This window comes from Streptomyces sp. NPDC048461 (assembly GCF_055587105.1).
In genome coordinates, this window is the sequence record NZ_JBVJGW010000003.1 from 157048 (window position 1) to 176795 (window position 19748).

Annotated in this window: 18 protein-coding genes; 12 read left to right on the forward strand and 6 right to left on the reverse strand. The window is 71.1% G+C overall.

The features are described 5' to 3' along the window. The first annotated feature begins 120 nt into the window (after positions 1-120). Together ACZ6S8_RS06290 and pspAA are read left to right on the forward strand one after the other, a co-directional pair. The gene (locus ACZ6S8_RS06290; RefSeq protein WP_383922141.1) at positions 121-915 is read left to right on the forward strand and encodes a PspA/IM30 family protein; all 795 of its coding nucleotides are present in this window, start codon (positions 121-123) and stop codon (positions 913-915) included. Between the two features lie 13 nt (positions 916-928). Continuing rightward, a complete protein-coding gene (gene pspAA / locus ACZ6S8_RS06295; protein ID WP_469453000.1) occupies positions 929-1207 on the forward strand; it encodes a PspA-associated protein PspAA in 279 nt (92 codons plus the stop codon). 116 nt (positions 1208-1323) lie between these two features. On the opposite strand, the gene ACZ6S8_RS06300 is transcribed toward pspAA, so the two are convergent. Next, a complete protein-coding gene (locus ACZ6S8_RS06300; RefSeq protein WP_469453002.1) occupies positions 1324-2103 on the reverse strand; it encodes a hypothetical protein in 780 nt (259 codons plus the stop codon). 128 nt (positions 2104-2231) lie between these two features. Here ACZ6S8_RS06300 and ACZ6S8_RS06305 point away from each other — a divergent pair, with 128 nt between their 5' ends. From ACZ6S8_RS06305 to ACZ6S8_RS06315, 3 genes are all read left to right on the forward strand, one after another. After that, positions 2232-3026, forward strand: a complete 795-nt coding sequence (locus ACZ6S8_RS06305; protein ID WP_469453004.1) for an adenosylcobinamide-GDP ribazoletransferase — start codon at positions 2232-2234, stop codon at positions 3024-3026. A gap of 57 nt (positions 3027-3083) precedes the next feature. Next, positions 3084-3803 carry a response regulator gene (locus ACZ6S8_RS06310; protein ID WP_469453006.1) on the forward strand — a complete coding sequence of 240 codons (720 nt, stop codon included), beginning with the start codon at positions 3084-3086 and terminating at the stop codon, positions 3801-3803. Positions 3804-3945: 142 nt separating this feature from the next. Then, complete coding sequence (locus ACZ6S8_RS06315; protein WP_469453008.1) at positions 3946-7077, forward strand: efflux RND transporter permease subunit; 3132 nt, start codon at positions 3946-3948, stop codon at positions 7075-7077. A 227-nt stretch (positions 7078-7304) separates the two neighbouring features. Here the strand turns inward: ACZ6S8_RS06315 and nadA are convergent, their stop codons facing one another. Beyond that, positions 7305-8492: a quinolinate synthase NadA gene (gene nadA / locus ACZ6S8_RS06320; RefSeq protein WP_469453010.1), complete on the reverse strand. Its 1188-nt coding sequence runs from the start codon at positions 8490-8492 to the stop codon at positions 7305-7307. A gap of 301 nt (positions 8493-8793) precedes the next feature. Here nadA and ACZ6S8_RS06325 point away from each other — a divergent pair, with 301 nt between their 5' ends. After that, positions 8794-9150: a HesB/IscA family protein gene (locus ACZ6S8_RS06325; protein WP_267720836.1), complete on the forward strand. Its 357-nt coding sequence runs from the start codon at positions 8794-8796 to the stop codon at positions 9148-9150. 83 nt (positions 9151-9233) lie between these two features. Here ACZ6S8_RS06325 and ACZ6S8_RS06330 read toward each other — a convergent pair whose 3' ends face one another. Both ACZ6S8_RS06330 and ACZ6S8_RS06335 read right to left on the reverse strand, forming a co-directional pair. Continuing rightward, positions 9234-10694 (reverse strand): hypothetical protein, encoded by a 1461-nt coding sequence (locus ACZ6S8_RS06330; RefSeq protein ID WP_469453012.1) that lies wholly within the window; start codon positions 10692-10694, stop codon positions 9234-9236. Between the two features lie 84 nt (positions 10695-10778). Continuing rightward, positions 10779-11018 carry a hypothetical protein gene (locus tag ACZ6S8_RS06335; RefSeq protein WP_469453014.1) on the reverse strand — a complete coding sequence of 80 codons (240 nt, stop codon included), beginning with the start codon at positions 11016-11018 and terminating at the stop codon, positions 10779-10781. A 132-nt stretch (positions 11019-11150) separates the two neighbouring features. Between ACZ6S8_RS06335 and ACZ6S8_RS06340 the strand changes: the two genes are divergently transcribed. Further along, positions 11151-12125, forward strand: coding sequence for a carbohydrate kinase family protein (locus tag ACZ6S8_RS06340; protein ID WP_469453016.1), 975 nt, complete (start codon positions 11151-11153; stop codon positions 12123-12125). 69 nt (positions 12126-12194) lie between these two features. Here the strand turns inward: ACZ6S8_RS06340 and ACZ6S8_RS06345 are convergent, their stop codons facing one another. Continuing rightward, entirely contained in the window at positions 12195-13574 is a 1380-nt protein-coding gene (locus ACZ6S8_RS06345; RefSeq protein ID WP_469453018.1) for an aminotransferase class V-fold PLP-dependent enzyme, read from the reverse strand. Between the two features lie 283 nt (positions 13575-13857). Between ACZ6S8_RS06345 and ctaC the strand changes: the two genes are divergently transcribed. From ctaC to ACZ6S8_RS06365, 4 genes are all read left to right on the forward strand, one after another. Beyond that, positions 13858-14883, forward strand: a complete 1026-nt coding sequence (gene ctaC, locus ACZ6S8_RS06350; protein WP_469453019.1) for an aa3-type cytochrome oxidase subunit II — start codon at positions 13858-13860, stop codon at positions 14881-14883. Beyond that, positions 14880-16616, forward strand: a complete 1737-nt coding sequence (ctaD, locus tag ACZ6S8_RS06355; RefSeq protein WP_469453021.1) for an aa3-type cytochrome oxidase subunit I — start codon at positions 14880-14882, stop codon at positions 16614-16616. The genes ctaC and ctaD overlap by 4 nt, the downstream gene beginning before the upstream one ends. Then, a complete protein-coding gene (locus ACZ6S8_RS06360; RefSeq protein WP_267720843.1) occupies positions 16613-17011 on the forward strand; it encodes a cytochrome c oxidase subunit 4 in 399 nt (132 codons plus the stop codon). Before ctaD ends, ACZ6S8_RS06360 begins: the two co-directional genes overlap by 4 nt. Before the next feature lie 123 nt (positions 17012-17134). Continuing rightward, positions 17135-18382, forward strand: coding sequence for a L,D-transpeptidase (locus ACZ6S8_RS06365; RefSeq protein WP_469453024.1), 1248 nt, complete (start codon positions 17135-17137; stop codon positions 18380-18382). A gap of 115 nt (positions 18383-18497) precedes the next feature. Here ACZ6S8_RS06365 and ACZ6S8_RS06370 read toward each other — a convergent pair whose 3' ends face one another. After that, positions 18498-18902 (reverse strand): hypothetical protein, encoded by a 405-nt coding sequence (locus ACZ6S8_RS06370; RefSeq protein ID WP_469453026.1) that lies wholly within the window; start codon positions 18900-18902, stop codon positions 18498-18500. A gap of 225 nt (positions 18903-19127) precedes the next feature. Here ACZ6S8_RS06370 and ctaE point away from each other — a divergent pair, with 225 nt between their 5' ends. After that, positions 19128-19748 carry an aa3-type cytochrome oxidase subunit III gene (gene ctaE, locus ACZ6S8_RS06375; protein WP_386522100.1) on the forward strand — a complete coding sequence of 207 codons (621 nt, stop codon included), beginning with the start codon at positions 19128-19130 and terminating at the stop codon, positions 19746-19748.

Here is a 19748-nt window from a genome sequence, read left to right on the forward strand (position 1 = left end):
GTCGTCCTGGAGGAGGAGCGCATCCGTGCTCGAACAGTGCGGTAATGGAGACAGGGCCCGTACTGTGGGTCTTGTTGGTGACCTGGAGCGAAGTCCGTCAGAAGGGGGCGCGCGAAGCCCATGAGCGGTGTCATGAAGCGTATGGGGATGATCTTCCGCGCGAAGGCGAACAAGGCCCTTGACCGGGCCGAGGACCCGCGCGAAACCCTCGACTACTCGTACCAGAAGCAGCTGGAGCTGCTTCAGAAGGTACGCCGCGGAGTCGCCGACGTGGCGACCTCCCGCAAGCGCCTGGAGCTGCAGCTGAACCAGCTGCAGGGCCAGTCGGCCAAGCTGGAGGACCAGGGCCGCAAGGCCCTCGCCCTGGGCCGCGAGGACCTGGCCCGCGAGGCCCTGGCCCGTCGCTCCTCCCTCCAGCAGCAGGTCAGCGACCTGGAGGTGCAGCACCAGACCCTGCAGGGCGAGGAGGAGAAGCTGACCCTCGCCGCGCAGCGCCTGCAGGCCAAGGTGGATGCTTTCCGGACGAAGAAGGAGACCATCAAGGCCACCTACACCGCGGCCCAGGCACAGACCCGGATCGCGGAGTCCTTCTCCGGGATCTCCGAGGAGATGAGCGACGTCGGCCTGGCCATCCAGCGGGCCGAGGACAAGACGGCCCAGCTCCAGGCCCGCGCCGGCGCGATCGACGAGCTGCTGGCCTCCGGCGCGCTGGACGACCGCAGCGGCCTCGGCTCCAAGGACGACATCCAGGCCGAGCTGGACCGCCTCTCGGGCGGTACGGACGTGGAGCTCGAACTCCAGCGGATGAAGGCCGAGCTGGCGGGCGGCTCGTCCGCGCAGCAGTCGGCCATCGAGGGCGGCGCCCCGGGCACGGCCCAGCCGCCGCAGACCCAGCACCGGTTCGACAAGCAGTAGGACGGGGCCCGTCATGATTGTCCGCATCATGGGGGAGGGGCAGGTGGAGCTGGCCGACGGCCACCTCGCCGAGCTCAACAAGCTGGACGACGAGCTGCTCGCCGAGGTGCAGAGCGGCGACGAGGAGGGCTTCCGGCGCACGCTGGGCGCGCTCCTCGAAGCGGTGCGGCGCCTCGGCGACCCGCTGCCGGACGAGGCGCTGGAGCCGTCCGAGCTGATCCTGCCCGGGCCGGACGCCGGCCTGGACGAGGTCCGGGACATGCTCGCCGACGACGGCCTGATCCCGGGCTGAGTCCCGCGCCCGATCCCGGGCCGGGCGCCGCGACCGACCGGCACCACGGGCCCGCCCCCGCAACGGGGGCGGGCCCGCCGCCGTTGGGTCCCGGAATCCGGTGGGTTCCCGCCGGCTCAGCCTCCCGGCGGCTTCTCCGGCGCCGCGGCGACGGCCCGCTCCTCGTCGGGGGTGCCGCCGATGAAGTTCTCGAACCTCCGGCGCGGCGCGGACCAGCGCCGGTCGTGGTGGAAGGCGCGCAGCGCCGCCTTGGCGCGGGCGCGGGGGCGCTTCCCGTAGAACCGCTTCGCGTACGGGGAGTCCGGCCGGGCGAGGCGGACCGCGCCGATCAGCGCGACGAACGGGATGACCGTGCCGAAGAAGGCGGTACGGGCCTTGCCCTTCCACAGGGCGATCAGCGCCAGGAAGAAGTTGGTGGCCGTGTTCATGACCACCAGGCCGCGGCTCTGCCGCTCCTCGGGGGTCAGGTCGTTCACCCCGAACGGCACGAACCCGCCGAGGACCAGCGCCACGAGGGCGGCCGTCAGCACCACGATCTCCACGCTCTTGCGGCCCTGCTCGCTCCAGTAGACGTCGTCGAGGTGCAGGATCAGGGCGAACTCGTCCAGGACCAGGCCCGCCCCCAGGCCGAAGATGACGGCCGAGAGGGCCGCGCCGAAGCTGTGCCGGGCGCTGGCGACCGCCCCGAAGCCGCCGATGATCACCAGGATGACGCCCGGCACCACGTGGTGGATGTGCATCCCGCCGGGGGTGACGTTCTTGAACGGCCCCCTTCCCGCCCTGATCAGCCGGGTGATCACGCGGGTGACCAGGAACGACATGACGAACGAGAGCAGCGCGAGCAGCAGCGGCAGCTTCCCCGGTTCCATGATGTTGCGGTACCACCACTGACCCATCGCATCCGCTCCCTCTCCGGCCAGATACGAGGTGGCCGGATACCGATTTTGCCCGTAATGGGTAACTTACCGCCCGGCGCGGACCGGTAGCGTTCGCGCCGATGAAAGATTCGTTCGATGACCCGCCCATGGCGCCGCCGCCAGAACGCGCCTCGCTGCGCGACGGCGTCCGCTTCGCGTTCGGCACCCTCACCGTGCTGCCCGCCCGCATCACCCGCTGGGACCGGCCCGCCGCCCGGACCGGCATGGCCTGCGCCCCGCTCGCCGGACTGGCCGTCGGCCTCCTCGCCGCCGTCCCCGGAGCGCTGCTGCTGGTGGCCGGCGGGGGACCGCTGCTCGCCGCGGCCGTGACCGTCGCCGTACCGGCCGCCCTCACCCGGGGGCTGCACCTCGACGGGCTCGCCGACACCGCGGACGGGCTGGGCAGCGCCAAACCGGCCGAGGACGCGCTGCGGATCATGAAGCAGTCCGACATCGGCCCCTTCGGTGTCGTGGCCCTGGTGCTCGTGCTGTTCGTCCAGGTCGCCGCCCTGGCCGACGCCTACGCCGACAGCTGGGTCCGCGGCGCCCTCGCCGCCGTGACCGCCGCCGTGGCCGCCCGGCTCGCCATGACGGTGGCCGCCCGCGACGGCGTCCCGCCCGCCCGGCCCGGAGGCCTCGGCGCCGCCGTCGCCGGGGTGGTCCCGCGGGGCGCCGCCGCCGCGCTCACCGGGCTCACGGTGCTGCTCGCCGCGGCCTGCGCCCTCCCGCTCGGGCTGCCGTCCGCCGTCGCGCACGCGGCCGCCGTGCTGGCCGCCCTCGGCGCGGCGGAACTGCTCCTGCGGCGCTGCGTACGGCGCTTCGACGGGGTCACCGGGGACGTCTTCGGCGCCCTCGCCGAGGTCGCGGCGACCACGGCCCTGGTGGTGCTCGCCCTGGGCTGACCGGCCCGCCCCGGGCCGCGGGGCGGGCGCCCGCCGGCCCGGACGTACGCTCACCCCGTGGACCACACTCCGACGGAACCGACCGCCGACGCGCCCATCCGCGTCCTGCTCGCAGACGACCAGGCGCTGCTGCGCAGCGCCTTCAGGGTGCTCGTGGACTCCGAGCCCGACATGGAGGTCGTCGGCGAGGCCGCGGACGGCGCCGAGGCCTTCGAGGCCACCCGCAGGGAGCGCCCCGACGTCGTCCTCATGGACATCCGGATGCCCGGCACCGACGGGCTCGCCGCCACCCGCATGATCAGCGCGGATCCGGAGCTGGCCGCGGTGCGCGTCGTCATGCTGACGACCTTCGAGGTCGACGAGTACGTGGTCGCGGCCCTGCGCGCGGGCGCCTCCGGGTTCCTCGGCAAGGGCGCCGAGCCCGACGAACTGCTCAACGCCATCCGCGTCGCCGCCGCGGGCGACGCGCTGCTCTCCCCGGCCGCCACCCGCGGCCTCATCGCCACCTTCCTCGCGCAGGGCGGCGGCGCCGACGCCCCCGCCACCGGCTCCGCGCACTCCGAGCGCCTCGCGGCGCTCACCGGCCGCGAGCGCGAGGTCCTCGTCCTCGTCGCCTCGGGGCTGTCCAACGACGGGATCGCCGGCCGGCTGGAGGTCAGCCCGCTCACCGTCAAGACCCACGTGAACCGGGCCATGGCCAAGCTCGGCGCCCGCGACCGGGCCCAATTGGTGGTCATTGCGTACGAATCGGGCCTGGTCCGCCCGCGCACCGAGTAGCGCGCGGCCGAGCGCAGTAGTACGGCGTACTGCGGGCGCGGTATGCCGCACATAAGGACGGCACCTGCGAGCGACGCAGCCCGCTCCGGGCATGGGAAAGGCTGGGAGGCCACGCCTCCACCACTGCAGAGAGATCCCATCCATGTCCTGGCTGTCCCGCTTCAGCCTTGCCCAAAGGCCGTTGATCGGCCTCGTGTCGCTCGTGGCGCTCCTCTTCGGCGCCATAGCCGTTCCGCAGCTCAAGCAGCAGCTGCTGCCGTCCATCGAACTGCCGATGGTGTCCGTGCTCGCGCCGTACCAGGGCGCCTCGCCCGACGTGGTGGAGAAGCAGGTCGTCGAACCGATCGAGGCCATGCTCAAGGGCGTCGACGGCATCACCGGCATCACGTCCACCGCCAGCGAGGGCAACGCCCTCGTCATGGCCACCTTCGACTACGGCGACAGCGGCACCAAGCAGCTGGTCGCCGACGTCCAGCAGGCCGTCAACCGGGCCCGCGTCCGGCTGCCCGCCGAGGTCGACCCGCAGGTGGTCGCCGGCTCCACCGACGACATCCCGACCGTCATCCTGGCCGTCACCTCCGGCAAGGACCAGCAGGCGCTCGCCGACCAGCTGGAGGGCTCCGTCGTCCCCGTCCTGTCGGACATCGAGGGCGTCGGCCAGGTCACCGTGGACGGGGTCCAGGACCTCCAGGTCACCGTCACCCCCGACGACGCCAGGCTCGCGGCAGCCGGCCTCGACGGCGCCGCCCTCGCCCAGGGCCTGCAGGCCGGCGGCGCGGCCGTCCCCGCCGGCTCCTTCGACGAGCAGGGCAAGAACCGCACCGTGCGCGTCGGCTCCGGCTACACCTCGCTCGCCCAGCTGGAGGACCTGCGCCTCAGCCCCGGCCCGGGCAAGCCCGCCGTCCGCCTCGCCGACGTCGCCACGGTGAAGCAGGAGCCCGCCAAGGCCGTCTCGATCACCCGTACCAACGGCAAGCCCAGCCTCGCCCTCGTCCTCACCATGGACAAGGACGGCAGCGCCGTCGCCATCTCGGACGCCGTCAAGGACAAGCTGCCCGAGCTGCGCTCCGCCCTCGGCGCCGGAGCCGAGCTGACGGTCGTCAGCGACCAGGGCCCGGCCGTCGCCAAGTCGATCTCCAGCCTCACCACCGAGGGCCTGCTCGGCCTGGTCTTCGCGGTGATCGTGATCCTGGTCTTCCTGGCCTCCGTGCGCTCGACGCTGGTCACCGCGGTCTCCATCCCGCTCTCGGTCGTCCTCGCGCTCATCGTGCTGTGGACCCGCGACCTGTCGCTCAACATGCTGACCCTGGGCGCGCTCACCATCGCCATCGGCCGCGTCGTCGACGACTCGATCGTGGTCCTGGAGAACATCAAGCGCCACCTCGGCTACGGCGAGGAGCGCGAGGCCGCCATCCTCACCGCGGTGAAGGAGGTGGCCGGAGCGGTCACCTCCTCCACGCTCACCACCGTCGCCGTCTTCCTGCCGATCGGCCTGGTCGGCGGCATGATCGGCGAGCTCTTCGGCTCCTTCTCGCTCACCGTCACCGCGGCCCTGCTGGCCTCGCTGGTCGTCTCCCTCACCGTCGTGCCGGTGCTCTCGTACTGGTTCCTCAGCGCCCCCAAGGGCGTGACGGTCGGAGACGCGGAGAGCGCCGCCAAGGCCCGCCGCGAGGCGGAGGAGAAGGAGGCGCGCAGCCGCCTCCAGCGGTTCTACGTACGGGTCCTGGGCTTCGCCACCCGGCGCCGGCTCACCAGTGTGGCCGTCGCGGTGGTCGTGCTCGTCGCCACCTTCGGGATGACCCCGCTGCTGAAGACCAACTTCTTCGACCAGGGCGAGCAGGACGTCCTGACGATCAAGCAGGAGCTCCCCCCGGGCACCTCGCTGGCCGCCTCCGACGAGGCGAGCCGCAAGGTCGAGACGGCCCTGGCCTCGGTCAAGGGCGTCAAGAGTCAGCAGGTCACCGTCGGTTCCTCCGGCTTCCTCGCCGCCTTCGGCGGCGGCACCGGCTCCAACCAGGCCTCCTTCCAGGTCACCCTGAAGGACGCCGGCGACGCGGCCGCCGTGAAGAAGGACATCGAGGGCGCGCTCGCCGGACTCGACGGCATCGGCGAGACCAGGATCTCGGCGGGCGACGGCTTCGGCAGCCAGAACCTCAGCGTGGTCGTCAAGGCGGGCGACGGCGACGTCCTCGCCAAGGCCGCCGAGCAGGTCCGCGCGGAGGTGGCCACCCTCGACGACGTCACCGACGTGCAGAGCGACCTGTCCCAGTCCGTCCCCCGGATCTCGGTGACGGCCACCCCCAAGGCCGCCGACGCGGGCCTGAACCAGGCCGCGCTCGGCGCGATCGTCGCGCAGGCCGTACGGGGCAACCCCGCGGGCAAGGCCGTACTGGACGACACCGAGCGGGACATCGTCATCAGGTCCGCCGTCCCGGCCACCACCCTGGCCGAACTCCAGGCGCTCCCGGTCGGACCGGTCAGGCTCGGCGACGTCGCCGAGGTCAAGGTGGTCCCCGGCCCGGTCGCCATGACCCGGATCGACGGCGCCCGCGCCGCCACCGTCACCGCCAAGCCGACCGGCGACAACACGGGCGCGGTCAGCACCGAGCTCCAGGCCAAGCTCAAGGCACTGGACCTGCCCGACGGCGCCACGGCGTCCATCGGCGGCGTCTCGGAGGACCAGGACGACGCGTTCGCCTCGCTCGGCCTGGCCATGCTCGCGGCCATCGCGATCGTGTTCATGCTGCTGGTCGCGACCTTCCGGTCGCTGATCCAGCCGCTGATCCTGCTGGTCTCCATCCCGTTCGCGGCCACCGGCGCGCTCGGCCTGCTGATCGTCACCGGCACCCCCATGGGCGTCCCGGCGATGATCGGCATGCTGATGCTCATCGGCATCGTGGTGACCAACGCGATCGTCCTGATCGACCTGGTCAACCAGTACCGCGCCCAGGGGCTGGGCGTCGTCGAGGCGGTCGTCGAGGGCGGACGGCACCGCCTGCGCCCGATCCTGATGACGGCCCTCGCGACGATCTTCGCCCTGCTCCCGATGGCGCTCGGCGTCACCGGCGAGGGCGGCTTCATCTCGCAGCCGCTCGCGGTCGTGGTGATCGGCGGCCTGGTCAGCTCGACCCTGCTGACGCTGCTCCTGGTGCCGACCCTCTACACGATGGTCGAGCTCCGCAAGGAGCGCCGTGCCGCCAAGCGCGCCGAGCGCCGCGCGGCCGCGCAGCCGGTGGTCCCCCCGGCCCGTGAGGAGGCTCCCGCCGACGTCTGACGGCACGGAGGGGGGGGGCCCCCCCCCCGGCCCCCCCGGGGGGGGGGGGGGGGGGGGGGGGGCGCGCCCCGCGCGCGGCCGGCGCGCCCCCCCCCCGCACCCGCTGGGGGCCGCCCCCGCGCCGGCGTGCCCGCCGGGGGGGGCGCCCCCGCGGGGGGCCCCCCCCGCGGGGGTGTGGGTGGGGGCGGGCGGGGCCCGGGGGCCCCGCCCCGCGCACCCGCCGTGTCCTAGGCGAGCGCGAGCATCCGTTCCAGGGCGAGCTTCGCGAAGCTCTCCGTCTCCTTGTCGACCTGGATCCGGTTCACGAGGTTGCCCTCGGCCAGGGACTCCAGGGTCCACACGAGGTGGGGGAGGTCGATGCGGTTCATCGTCGAGCAGAAGCAGACCGTCTTGTCGAGGAAGACGACTTCCTTGTCCTCGGCGGCGAAACGGTTCGCCAGGCGCCGGACCAGGTTCAGCTCGGTGCCGATGGCCCACTTGGAGCCGGCCGGGGCCGCCTCCAGCGCCTTGATGATGTACTCCGTCGAGCCGACCTGGTCCGCGGCCGCCACGACCTCGTGCTTGCACTCGGGGTGGACCAGGACGTTCACGCCGGGGATGCGGGCGCGCACGTCGTTGACCGAGTCGACCGAGAACCGGCCGTGCACCGAGCAGTGCCCCCGCCACAGGATCATCTTGGCGTCGCGGAGCTGCTCGACGGTCAGGCCGCCGTTCGGCTTGTGCGGGTTGTAGAGCACGCAGTCGTCCAGGGACATGCCCATGTCGCGGACGGCGGTGTTGCGCCCCAGGTGCTGGTCCGGGAGGAAGAGGACCTTCTCGCCCTGCTCGAAGGCCCAGTCCAGGGCCTTCTTCGCGTTGGACGAGGTACAGATCGTGCCGCCGTGCTTGCCGGTGAAGGCCTTGATGTCGGCGGAGGAGTTCATGTACGAGACGGGCACCGTCGAACCGGCGACACCCGCCTCCGTCAGGACGTCCCAGCACTCCGCGACCTGCTCGGCGGTTGCCATGTCGGCCATCGAGCAGCCGGCGGCCAGGTCGGGCAGGACGACCTTCTGGTCGTCCGAGGTCAGGATGTCCGCCGACTCGGCCATGAAGTGGACGCCGCAGAAGACGATGTACTCGGCCTCGGGCCGGGCGGCGGCGTCCTTGGCGAGCTTGAAGGAGTCGCCGGTGACGTCGGCGAACTCGATGACCTCGTCACGCTGGTAGTGGTGGCCGAGGATGAAGACCTTGTCCCCGAGCTTCTCCTTGGCCGCGCGGGCGCGCGCCACGAGGTTCGGGTCCGACGGAGAGGGCAGGTCACCGGGGCATTCCACCCCGCGCTCGCTCTTCGGGTCGGCTTCGCGGCCGAGCAGCAGCAGGGCAAGCGGCGTCGGCTGGACGTCCAAAGGCTGGGCGGTGGTCACGACACGCACCCTTTCTGTTCTGCGACGAAGGACTTCGGGACTTCTGAGACTTCGCTTCGACTTCTCGTCTATTTGACGTTATCTATCATAGCCGCTTCACGTCAGTTTGACGATGCCGATAGTGTCAATGTGACGAATTAGCCCGCGGCTTCACGGATCCCGCCTCCGCGCCCGGTGTGCGAGCATGAATGTCTGAAACAAGCGTCGGGTCCGGAATGAATCCGCGGCCCCGCTCGTTGCCACCGACGGCAAGAGTCCGACGTTTCCCTGCCTGAAGGCGGGGAGCCGCCCACTTCGGGAGTGAATGCAGATGTCCGTACAGGACGACAAGACCACCGTGAGCGACGGCATCCTCCTGTCCGACGCCGCCGCCGAAAAGGTCAGGACCCTTCTGGGCCAGGAAGGCCGCGAGGACCTGGCGCTGCGCGTCGCCGTCCAGCCCGGCGGCTGCTCCGGCCTGCGCTACCAGCTCTTCTTCGACGAGCGCTCGCTCGACGGCGACGTGGTCAAGGACTTCGACGGAGTGAAGGTCGTCACCGACCGGATGAGCTCGCCGTACCTGCACGGTGCCTCCATCGACTTCGTCGACACCATCGAGAAGCAGGGCTTCACGATCGACAACCCGAACGCCACCGGCTCCTGCGCCTGCGGCGACTCGTTCAGCTAGGCCTGGACACCCCCGCGTACGACGAGGGCCCGCCACCGGTCACACCGACCGGTGGCGGGCCCTCGTCGCGTACCGCGACCGCCCTACTGGCGGGGCAGCGGCTTGCCCGTCGTCGCGTCGAGCACCTTCCGGTCACCCAGCGGCTGCTGGAGCGTGGCCGTCAGCGCCGTCTCCTGCGCGACCATGATGCAGGCCTGGCCCGGCTTGGTCGGCGTGTCCGTGATCTTCACCAGGACCGATCCGGCCTGCTCCCGCGCCTCCACCGCGTACGTGCTGCACGGGCTGCCCCAGAAGTTCACGGTCAGCTTCCGGTCCGCCTCCGCGTACGAGAACCCGGGCACGGTCCGCCCGTCCTTCGGCCCCGGCGCACTCTCCTCGGCGGCCGCCGGCTCCGTCACCGTGCGGCCGGGACCGCCGTCCTTGCCCGCCACCTCGAAGTGCCAGGCCGGCACCAGGCCCCGCACGCCGTCCACGGTCCCCGGGGCCAGCCCCAGCACCGCGCCCTTGACCGTCTCCGTGCGCGGCGGCTTCGCCGGCCGCGGCTCCGGCTTGCACGGCAGCGTGTCCGTGGCCCCGGCCGTGGTGTCCGGCTGGAGCGGGACGGAGGTCGCGCAGGCGCTCGGCGCCGGGCCGGCGCCGTCCGCACCGCCCGACCGCGCGTTCAGCCGGGCCAGCGCCTCCACGGCGCCCGTCACCGGCTGCTCGGCCGCCCGCACGGGCGCCTTCAGCTCGCCGCTGCCCGACACGACCGACCCGTCGCCGCCCACGCCCACCCGCGTGGACCAGCCCTGCGTGGGCAGGCCGCCGACCACCGGGTCCGCGGCGACCACCCGCACCGAGCCCTGCGTCAGGCGCGCGTCCGGCTTCGCCCCCGCCTGGCCCGCGGCCGCCAGCACCGGAGCCGCGGCGGCCTTGGCGGCCTCCTCCGGGACGGGCCCGCCGGAAGCGGCGGCGCCGGCCCCGGCGCCGCTCCCGCCGGCCCCCGGGAGGGTGGCGGGGCCGCAGGTGTCCTTGCCGCGCACGCAGTCGTCCCCGACCCCGCTGCCGGAGCCCGGGTCCCGGCCCTGGAAGCGGGAGAAGTTCCACGTACCGGGGGCCGTACGGGTCACCGTGAGCCGGGGCCCGGAGCCGTCCGCGGCCTCCCCGGCCAGCCAGGAGTCACCCGTCAGCCGCGGGGCGCCGGTGATGCCGAGGGCCACCGCGAGACGGGACACCTCCTCGGCCGTCACCTCGCCGGACGCGGCGAAGGCCGGCGCCGTCGCCGGAGCCTCCGGGAGCTTCACGTCCGCCCGGTAGACCACCCCGCCGCCGGACGGGTCGGGCTCACCGGGCGCGATGCCCGGACCCGAGGGGGCCCCGGCCTCGCGGGGCGCGGAGGCCGCCGCGTCGGCCGTACGGTCTCCCGTGGCGCCGTCGCCGTGGGCGGTGGACGCCCAGTACGCCGTACCGCCGCCCGCGAGCAGGACGGCGGCCGCGATCGAGCCGATGGCCCAGGCCGGCCGCCGTCGTGTGCCGCGTGATGTGTCGGGTTCTTCGCTGGTCACCGCATCGCTCCTTCACCTGTCCGTCGTACTGATACGGGTGTGACGGAACAGACGCGGAAGCGGTTCCCCCCGCCTCCGTGAGACCTACTGGTCCCCGTACGCCGCCGTGGAGGCGATCAGGCGGGCCGAGGACGGCGGGACGCTGATCCCGTGCAGCTCCGAGGCCGCCACCCGGACCGGGCGGGGACCCGCCGGAACCGCCCAGTGCGGCGCCATCCGGGCGCAGTCGCCAAGCAAACCGGCGAAACCGGGCTGCCGGGAACCTTCCGCACCGCGCACGTCGGCGGTGTACTCGGGGGAGGCGAAACCGTCGGTGTAGGTCATGAGGGCACCGTAGGCACCCGGACTCCCGTGAAGAAAGAGCTACTACGGGGTAGTTTCGGCCGGTCGGCTCAGGGCCCTCGACCGGGTAGTTTTGACTGTCCCCTTGCCGTCCTCCGCAGGAGCGTCCACGCCGTGCGCATCGCAGTCACCGGCTCCATCGCCACTGACCACCTCATGACCTTCCCCGGCCGTTTCGCCGACCAGCTGGTCGCGGACCAGCTGCACACGGTCTCCCTCTCCTTCCTCGTCGACAACCTCGACGTCCGGCGGGGCGGTGTCGGCCCGAACATCTGCTTCGGCATGGGGCAGCTCGGCAGCCGCCCGGTCCTGGTCGGCGCCGCCGGCTACGACTTCGACGAGTACCGGGCCTGGCTCGACCGGCACGGCGTCGACACCGAGTCCGTCCGCATCTCCGAGGTGCTGCACACCGCGCGCTTCGTGTGCACCACGGACGCCGACCACAACCAGATCGGCTCCTTCTACACGGGCGCGATGAGCGAGGCCCGCCTGATCGAGCTGAAGGCCGTCGCCGACCGCGTCGGCGGGCTCGACCTCGTCCTGATCGGCGCGGACGACCCCGAGGCGATGCTGCGCCACACCGAGGAGTGCCGGACGCGCGGGATCCCGTTCGCCGCCGACTTCTCGCAGCAGATCGCCCGCATGGACGGCGACAACATCCGCACCCTCATGGAGGGTGCGACCTTCCTCTTCTCCAACGAGTACGAGAAGGGCCTCATCGAGTCGAAGTCGGGCTGGACCGCGGAGGAGATCCTCGCCAAGGTCGGCACCCGCGTCACCACCCTCGGGTCCAACGGCGTGCGCATCGAGCGCGCCGGCGAGGACCCGATCGTGGTCGGCTGCCCGGAGGAGAACGCGAAGGTCGACCCGACCGGCGTCGGCGACGCGTTCCGCGCCGGCTTCCTGACCGGGCTCGGCTGGGGCGTCGGCCTGGAGCGGGCCGCCCAGGTCGGCTGCATGCTGGCGACGCTGGTCATCGAGACCCTCGGCACCCAGGAGTACACCCTGGCCCGGGCGCACTTCATGGAGCGCTTCACCAAGGCCTACGGCGACGAGGCCGCCGCCGAGGTCCGGGCGCACCTCTCCTAGGCACCACCGCCGTACCGACCGGACCCCGCCGCCCTTGCGCGGCGGGGTCCGGTCGCGTTCCCGCCGGGCTCAGACCAGGCGCCGGACCGTGTACGCCACGCCCGCGGGGCGCTGCGCCTCGCCCAGGTAGGCGTGCCCCCGCATCGCGCACCACGCCGGGATGTCCAGCCGGGCCACCTCGTCGTCCGACAGCACCGTCACGGTCCCGCCCACCGGCACCGTGCCGATGGCCCGGGCCAGCTCGATCACCGGCTGGGGGCACCGCAGCCCGAGCGCGTCGAGCTCCACGGAGTCCGCCACCGGAGCCGCCGCCGGGGCCTCGCGCACGCCCAGCTTCTCCCGTACGCCCGCCACCGCGCCCGGCAGCACCTCCAGGAAGCCGTTGACCTCCTCCGCCGTCGTCCCCACGGGCAGGGACACCCGTACGTTCCCCTCCGACAGCACCCCCATCGCCCGCAGCACGTGACTGGGGGTCAGGGTGGAGCTGGTGCACGAGGAGCCCGAGGAGACCGAGTAGCCGGCCCGGTCCAGCTCGTGCAGCAGGCTCTCGCCGTCGACGTACAGGCAGGAGAACGTGACCAGGTGCGGGAGCCGGCGGTCCGCGTCGCCGACCACCTCCACGTCCGGCACCAGCCGGACCACCCGCCGCCGGACGCGGTCGACCAGTACCCGCAGCCGGGCGGCCTCCGCCTCGGCCTCCGCCCGCACCGCCCGCAGCGAAGCCGCCGCGGCCACGATCGCGGGGAGGTTCGCGAAACCGGGGGAGCGGCCCGACTCCCGCTCGTCCGCGGGGTGTTGCGGGGAGAACCGGACCCCCTTGCGCACGGCCAGAAGCCCGACCCCCGGCGGTCCGCCCCACTTGTGCGCACTGGCCGCGAGCACCGACCAGGCGCCCTCCACCGGCCCCCAGCCCAGCGACTGCGCCGCGTCCACGAGCAACGGCACCCCGGCCGCCGCGCACACCTCGGCCACCTCGGCCACCGGCTGGACCGTGCCCACCTCGTGGTTGGCCGACTGGAGGCAGGCCAGCGCGGTGGACGCGCCCACCGCCGCGCGGTAGGCCGCCGCCGTCACCGCGCCCAGCCGGTCCACCGGGACCTCGGTGACGGAGCCGCCCGCCGTCGCGTGCGCCGCCGCCGCTTGGAGCACAGAACTGTGTTCGACCGCCGATACGACCAGATGGCCCCCGACGCGCCGGCGGCCCGCGAGGACCCCGGCGACGCCCGTGTGAACCGCGTGCGTCCCCGAAGGAGTGAACACGAGCTCGTCCGCCCGGCACCCCACGGCCTCCGCCGCCGCCTCGCGCGCCGCGTCCAGCAGCAGCCTGGCGCGCCTGCCCTCCCGGTACAGCCGGGCCGGATCGGCCCAGCCCTCGTCGAGGGAGGCCTGCAACGCCTGCCGGGCCACGGGGTGCAGGGGAGCGGCGGACGCGCTGTCGAAGTACGGCATCCGGCCACGCTAGCCGCAGGGTGCGGGACGCCGAGGTCAGGGGCCGTCAGATGTCTTCCGGAGGAGCCCCCTCAGGGCCATTCGCACCGTCCCCCGGACGGCGGAACCACCCCTTCGGGGTCAGTAGCGGCGCGTTGGGCACCCTCCCCGCGCGACCCCAAATAGCGTCCAGTAGGGTTTGGTCCGCATAAACATCCAAACCCCTGCCTGCGTCAGGGCCGGCGACCGACCCGAACACGGCCGCGGCCGGCCGCGCGGGCCGAGACTCTCGGGAAGGCGCTACGTGAGTCCCTACGGCTCCGACCGCTCGCCGCGGCGCCCGATGCGGCGGAAGCTGCTGCAGGCGCTGACTGCGGGCGTGGTCCTGGCGACCGCCACTGGTTGCTCGTATACATGGAAAGACTTCCCCCGCCTCGGAATGCCGACTCCGGTAACCGAGGAGGCACCGCGCATCCTCTCCCTGTGGCAGGGATCCTGGGCGGCCGCGCTCATCACGGGCGTCCTGGTGTGGGGCCTGATCATCTGGAGCGTCATCTTCCACCGGCGCAGCCGGACGAAGATCGAGGTTCCGGCGCAGACCCGGTACAACATGCCCATCGAGGCGCTGTACACCGTGGTCCCGCTGATCATCGTCTCCGTGCTCTTCTACTTCACCGCGCGTGACGAGTCGAAGCTGCTCGCCCTCACCCCGAAGCCGGCGCACACGATCAACGTGGTCGGCTTCCAGTGGAGCTGGGGCTTCAACTACGTCGAGGACGTCGACGGCGACGCGAACACCCCCAAGCCGAGGGCGCTGCCCAAGGCCGAGGGTGCCAACGAGTCCGAGCCGCAGACGATGACGCAGGTCCCCAAGGAGCTCGACTCCATCCCGGACCGCTTCACCAAGGACTTCCCGGCCGGCGCCGAGGGCGTCTACCAGAAGGGCGTCCCCGGCGACCGCAACCCGCAGACGGGGAACCCGGGGCCGACCCTCTTCCTGCCCAAGGGCGAGAAGGTCCGCTTCATCCTGTCGTCCAACGACGTCATCCACTCCTTCTGGGTGGTCCCCTTCCTGTTCAAGCAGGACGTCATTCCGGGCCACACCAACGTCTTCGAGGTCACCCCGACCCAAGAAGGCACCTTCATGGGCAAGTGTGCCGAGCTCTGCGGCGTCGACCACTCCCGGATGCTCTTCAACGTCAAGGTGGTCTCGCCCGAGAAGTACCGGGCGCACCTGAAGGAGCTTGCGGAGAAGGGGCAGACCGGTTTCCTCCCGGCCGGCATCAAGCAGACCGACCCGGCCCGGAACGCGGAGACGAATAAACTGTGAGCATCCTCAACGAATCCCAGGGTGCCGCCGCAGCTGACTCGTACGAGAACGAGCTGCCGGTACGGCGCAAGCAGCCGGGCAACGTGGTCATCAAGTGGCTCACCACCACCGACCACAAGACCATCGGCACGATGTACCTGGTCACGTCGTTCGTGTTCTTCATCATCGGCGGGATCATGGCGCTCTTCATGCGCGCCGAGCTGGCCCGTCCGGGCACGCAGATCATGTCGAACGAACAGTTCAACCAGGCGTTCACGATGCACGGCACGATCATGCTGCTGATGTTCGCGACGCCGCTGTTCGCCGGATTCGCGAACTGGATCATGCCGCTGCAGATCGGCGCGCCCGACGTGGCGTTCCCGCGGCTGAACATGTTCGCGTACTGGCTGTACCTCTTCGGCTCGACCATCGCGGTGGCCGGCTTCGCGACGCCGAACGGCGCCGCCGACTTCGGCTGGTTCGCCTACTCCCCGCTGTCGGACGCCGTCCGCTCGCCGGGCATCGGCGCCGACATGTGGATCATGGGTCTGGCCTTCTCGGGCTTCGGCACGATCCTCGGCTCGGTCAACTTCATCACCACGATCATCTGCATGCGCGCGCCCGGCATGACGATGTTCCGCATGCCGATCTTCACCTGGAACGTCCTGCTGACCGGTGTCCTGGTCCTGCTGGCCTTCCCGGTGCTCGCCGCCGCGCTCTTCGCGCTGGAGGCGGACCGCAAGTTCGGTGCGCACGTCTTCGACGCGGCCAACGGCGGCGCCCTACTGTGGCAACACCTCTTCTGGTTCTTCGGACACCCAGAGGTGTACATCATCGCGCTGCCGTTCTTCGGCATCATCTCCGAGGTCATCCCGGTCTTCTCCCGCAAGCCGATGTTCGGCTACATCGGTCTGATCGGTGCGACCATCGCGATCGCCGGCCTCTCGGTGACGGTGTGGGCCCACCACATGTACGTCACCGGCGGTGTGCTGCTGCCGTTCTTCTCCTTCATGACCTTCCTGATCGCGGTACCGACCGGTGTGAAGTTCTTCAACTGGATCGGCACCATGTGGAAGGGCTCACTGTCCTTCGAGACACCGATGCTCTGGGCCGTCGGCTTCCTGATCACCTTCACCTTCGGTGGTCTGACCGGCGTCATCCTGGCCTCGCCCCCGATGGACTTCCACGTCTCCGACTCGTACTTCGTCGTCGCGCACTTCCACTACGTCATCTTCGGCACCGTGGTCTTCGCGATGTTCTCCGGCTTCCACTTCTGGTGGCCGAAGTTCACGGGCAAGATGCTGGACGAGCGCCTCGGCAAGATCACCTTCTGGACGCTGTTCGTGGGCTTCCACGGCACCTTCCTGGTGCAGCACTGGCTCGGCACCGAGGGCATGGCGCGTCGTTACGCGGACTACCTCGACGCCGACGGCTTCACCGCGCTGAACACGATCTCCACGATCAGCTCGTTCCTGCTCGGCCTGTCGATGCTGCCCTTCATGTACAACGTCTGGAAGACGGCGAAGTACGGGAAGAAGATCGAGGTCGACGACCCCTGGGGCTACGGCCGCTCGCTGGAGTGGGCCACGTCCTGCCCGCCCCCGCGGCACAACTTCCTCACCCTGCCGCGGATCCGTTCCGAGTCCCCGGCGTTCGACCTGCACCACCCGGAAATCGCGGCCCTCGACCACCTCGAGGACCACCACGGCGTCGGTGCCGCTGCCGTCACCGGTGGCAAGGAGGCCGGCAAGTGAAGATCCAGGGCAAGATGTTCCTCTGGCTCTCCTTCTTCATCCTGATCATGGCCGTCGTGTACGGCGTGTGGTCGAAGGAGCCCGTAGGCACCACCGCGCTCTTCCTGGCCTTCGGCCTGAGCGTGATGATCGGCTACTACCTGGCCTTCACGGCCAAGCGCGTCGACGAGATGGCCCAGGACAACCTGGAGGCCGACGTCGCCGACGAGGCCGGCGAGCTGGGCTTCTTCGCCCCGCACAGCTGGCAGCCGCTCTCGCTGGCCATCGGTGGCGCGCTCGCGTTCTGCGGCGTCATCTTCGGCTGGTGGCTCATGTACTTCTCGGCACCGGTCATCCTGATCGGCCTGTGGGGCTGGGTGTACGAGTACTACCGCGGTGAGAACCAGAACCAGTAGCAGCACCCTCGCGACCCCGTCGTGAGGCACCTGGGGCCCGGACACCTCTTCGGAGGGGTCCGGGCCCCTCGTTTGCAGTCATCCCGCGCGCCGTAATTGTCATATCTTCATAGCGTTAGCTCCATGAACCACTCACCGCGTCTTTGGACGGTAGTCGGCTGCTCCCTGCTGGTCGCGTCCCTCGGGGCCGGGGCCACCGCGTGCGGGTCGGGCGGCGACGATCCGCTGTCCGCCCGCCCGTACGACGCGGGCGACCAGATCGCCTTCAACCAGGCCCCCGGCGGCCGCCCCGTGGACCCCGACAAGCCCCTCGAGGTCACCGCGAAGGCGGGTGAGGGGCGGATCACCGACGTGATGGTCGTGGACACCCACGGCCGCCGCCTGGCTGGCGAGCTGTCCGCCAAGGGGGACCGCTGGCACAACACCGTCCCCATGGCCGCCGGCGTCCGCTACACGGTCACCGTGAGCACCGAGAACGCCAAGGGCGCTCCGGGGCAGCGCACGTCCGCTTTCGAGACCACCCCGGCCAAGGGCGTCCTCAAGGTCGAATTCGGCCCGGACGAGGGCAAGTACGGCGTCGGACAGCCCCTCACGGCGGAACTCAGCGAGCCCGTCAAGGACAAGGCCGCCCGCGCCGTCATCGAACGGGGCCTGGCCGTCGACGCCCCCTCGGGCGTCGAGGGCGCCTGGCACTGGGTCGACGACAAGAAGCTCCACTACCGGCCGAAGGAGTACTGGCCCGCCAACTCGACCGTCTCCGTACGGAGCAACCTGGAGGGCGTCAGGATCTCCGACCACCTCTACGGGGCCGCGGCCAAGCCGCTGAAGCTGGAGATCGGCGACCGCGTCGAGGTCACCACCGACGCCTCCTCGCACTACCTCACGTTCCGGCGCAACGGAGAAGTGATCAACAGCATTCCGGTGACCACCGGCAAGCCCGGCTTCTCCACCCGCAACGGGGTGAAGGTGGTGCTCGGCAAGCAGTACTTCGTCCAGATGCGCGGGGACACCGTCGGCATCGGCGGCAGCGAGTACTACAACCTGCCCGTCTACTACGCCACGCGCGTCACCTGGAGTGGTGAATACGTCCACGCCGCGCCGTGGTCCGTCGGGTCCCAGGGCTACGAGAACGTCAGCCACGGCTGCACCGGCATGAGCACCGGCAACGCCGCCTGGTTCTACGAGAACATCACCGAGGGCGACATCGTCAAGGTGATCAACAGCATCGGCGACGACATGGACATCTTCGGCAACGGCTTCGGCGACTGGAACATGGACTGGAAGGACTGGCGTCAGGGCAGCGCGCTCCTGAAGGACACCCAGGAGGGCCGCTCCCCGGTCGACCAGACCCGCCTGCGGCCGACGGTCTAGCCCCGGGGCCCGACCGGCTCACCCGCACGTGTGGACCCCGGACCGGACCGGACCGGGGATTCCCACGGACGGGTGAGCCGCAGCCGTGCCCGCGGCCCTGCCCGCAGGGGTGACGTCAGGCGGCGGAGGACGCCAGCCGGGCCCGCAGGAGGGCCGCCAGGGAGTCCGCGAACGCGACCGGGTCCACCGGAAGGGTCACCGCGGCGTCCGCGCGGCTCCAGGTGGCCAGCCAGGCGTCCTGGGGGCGCCCCATGAGCAGCAGCACCGGGGGACACCGGAAGATCTCGTCCTTGATCTGCCGGCACACGCCCATGCCCCCGGCCGGAACCGCCTCGCCGTCCAGCACGCACACGTCGATGCCGCCCGCGTCCAGCGCCGACAGCACCGCCGGAAGCGTCGCGCACTCCAGGAACTCGACCGGCGGCAGGTCCGAGGCCGGCCTGCGCCCCGCTGCCAGCCGCACCTGCTCCCGGGTGCTGGAGTCGTCGCTGTAGACCAGAACCCGCGCAGTCGCCCGCATTTCGTTCCTCCACGTGTCACGTGAATCACGTTGATGTTCATGGGGTATCCCCGGCGGAGCCAGGGGAACGGATGCTACTCCTCCCGATGCGCTGTCAACATCGGTTCGGACAGGCTCGCGAGCGGCCTCCCGGGGGTGATCTGATGGGCCGTTCGGGCCTTGCACACGCCCCGGACACTCCGAACGGCACCCCCCGGGGTGAGGGCGGGATAAGCGACCGACATAATGTCGGTCGTGGCGACAGCAACGACAGTAGATACCGGGCACGCGCACCCGACGGTCAACAGGCCGAACCTCGTCAGCGTCGGAACCATCATCTGGTTGAGTTCCGAGCTGATGTTCTTCGCGGCCCTCTTCGCGATGTACTTCACCCTGCGATCCGTGACGGGCGCCGAGTACTGGACAGAGCAGGCTTCGGCCTTGAATCTGCCCTTCTCGGCGACGAACACGACGATCCTGGTGCTTTCCTCGCTCACCTGCCAGCTCGGCGTATTCGCCGCAGAGCGCGGTGACGTGAAGAAGCTCCGGACGTGGTTCATCATCACGTTCGTCATGGGTGCGATCTTCATTGGCGGCCAGGTGTTCGAGTACACCGAGCTGGTCATGCACGAGGGCATGAGCCTCTCGTCCGGTCCGTACGGCTCGGTGTTCTACCTGACCACCGGCTTCCACGGGCTGCACGTGACGGGCGGTCTCATCGCCTTCCTGCTGGTCCTCGGCCGGACGTACGCGGCCAAGAGGTTCACCCACGAACAGGCCACGTCGGCCATCGTCGTGTCCTACTACTGGCACTTCGTCGATGTCGTCTGGATCGGCCTCTTCGCCACGATCTACCTGATCAAGTAG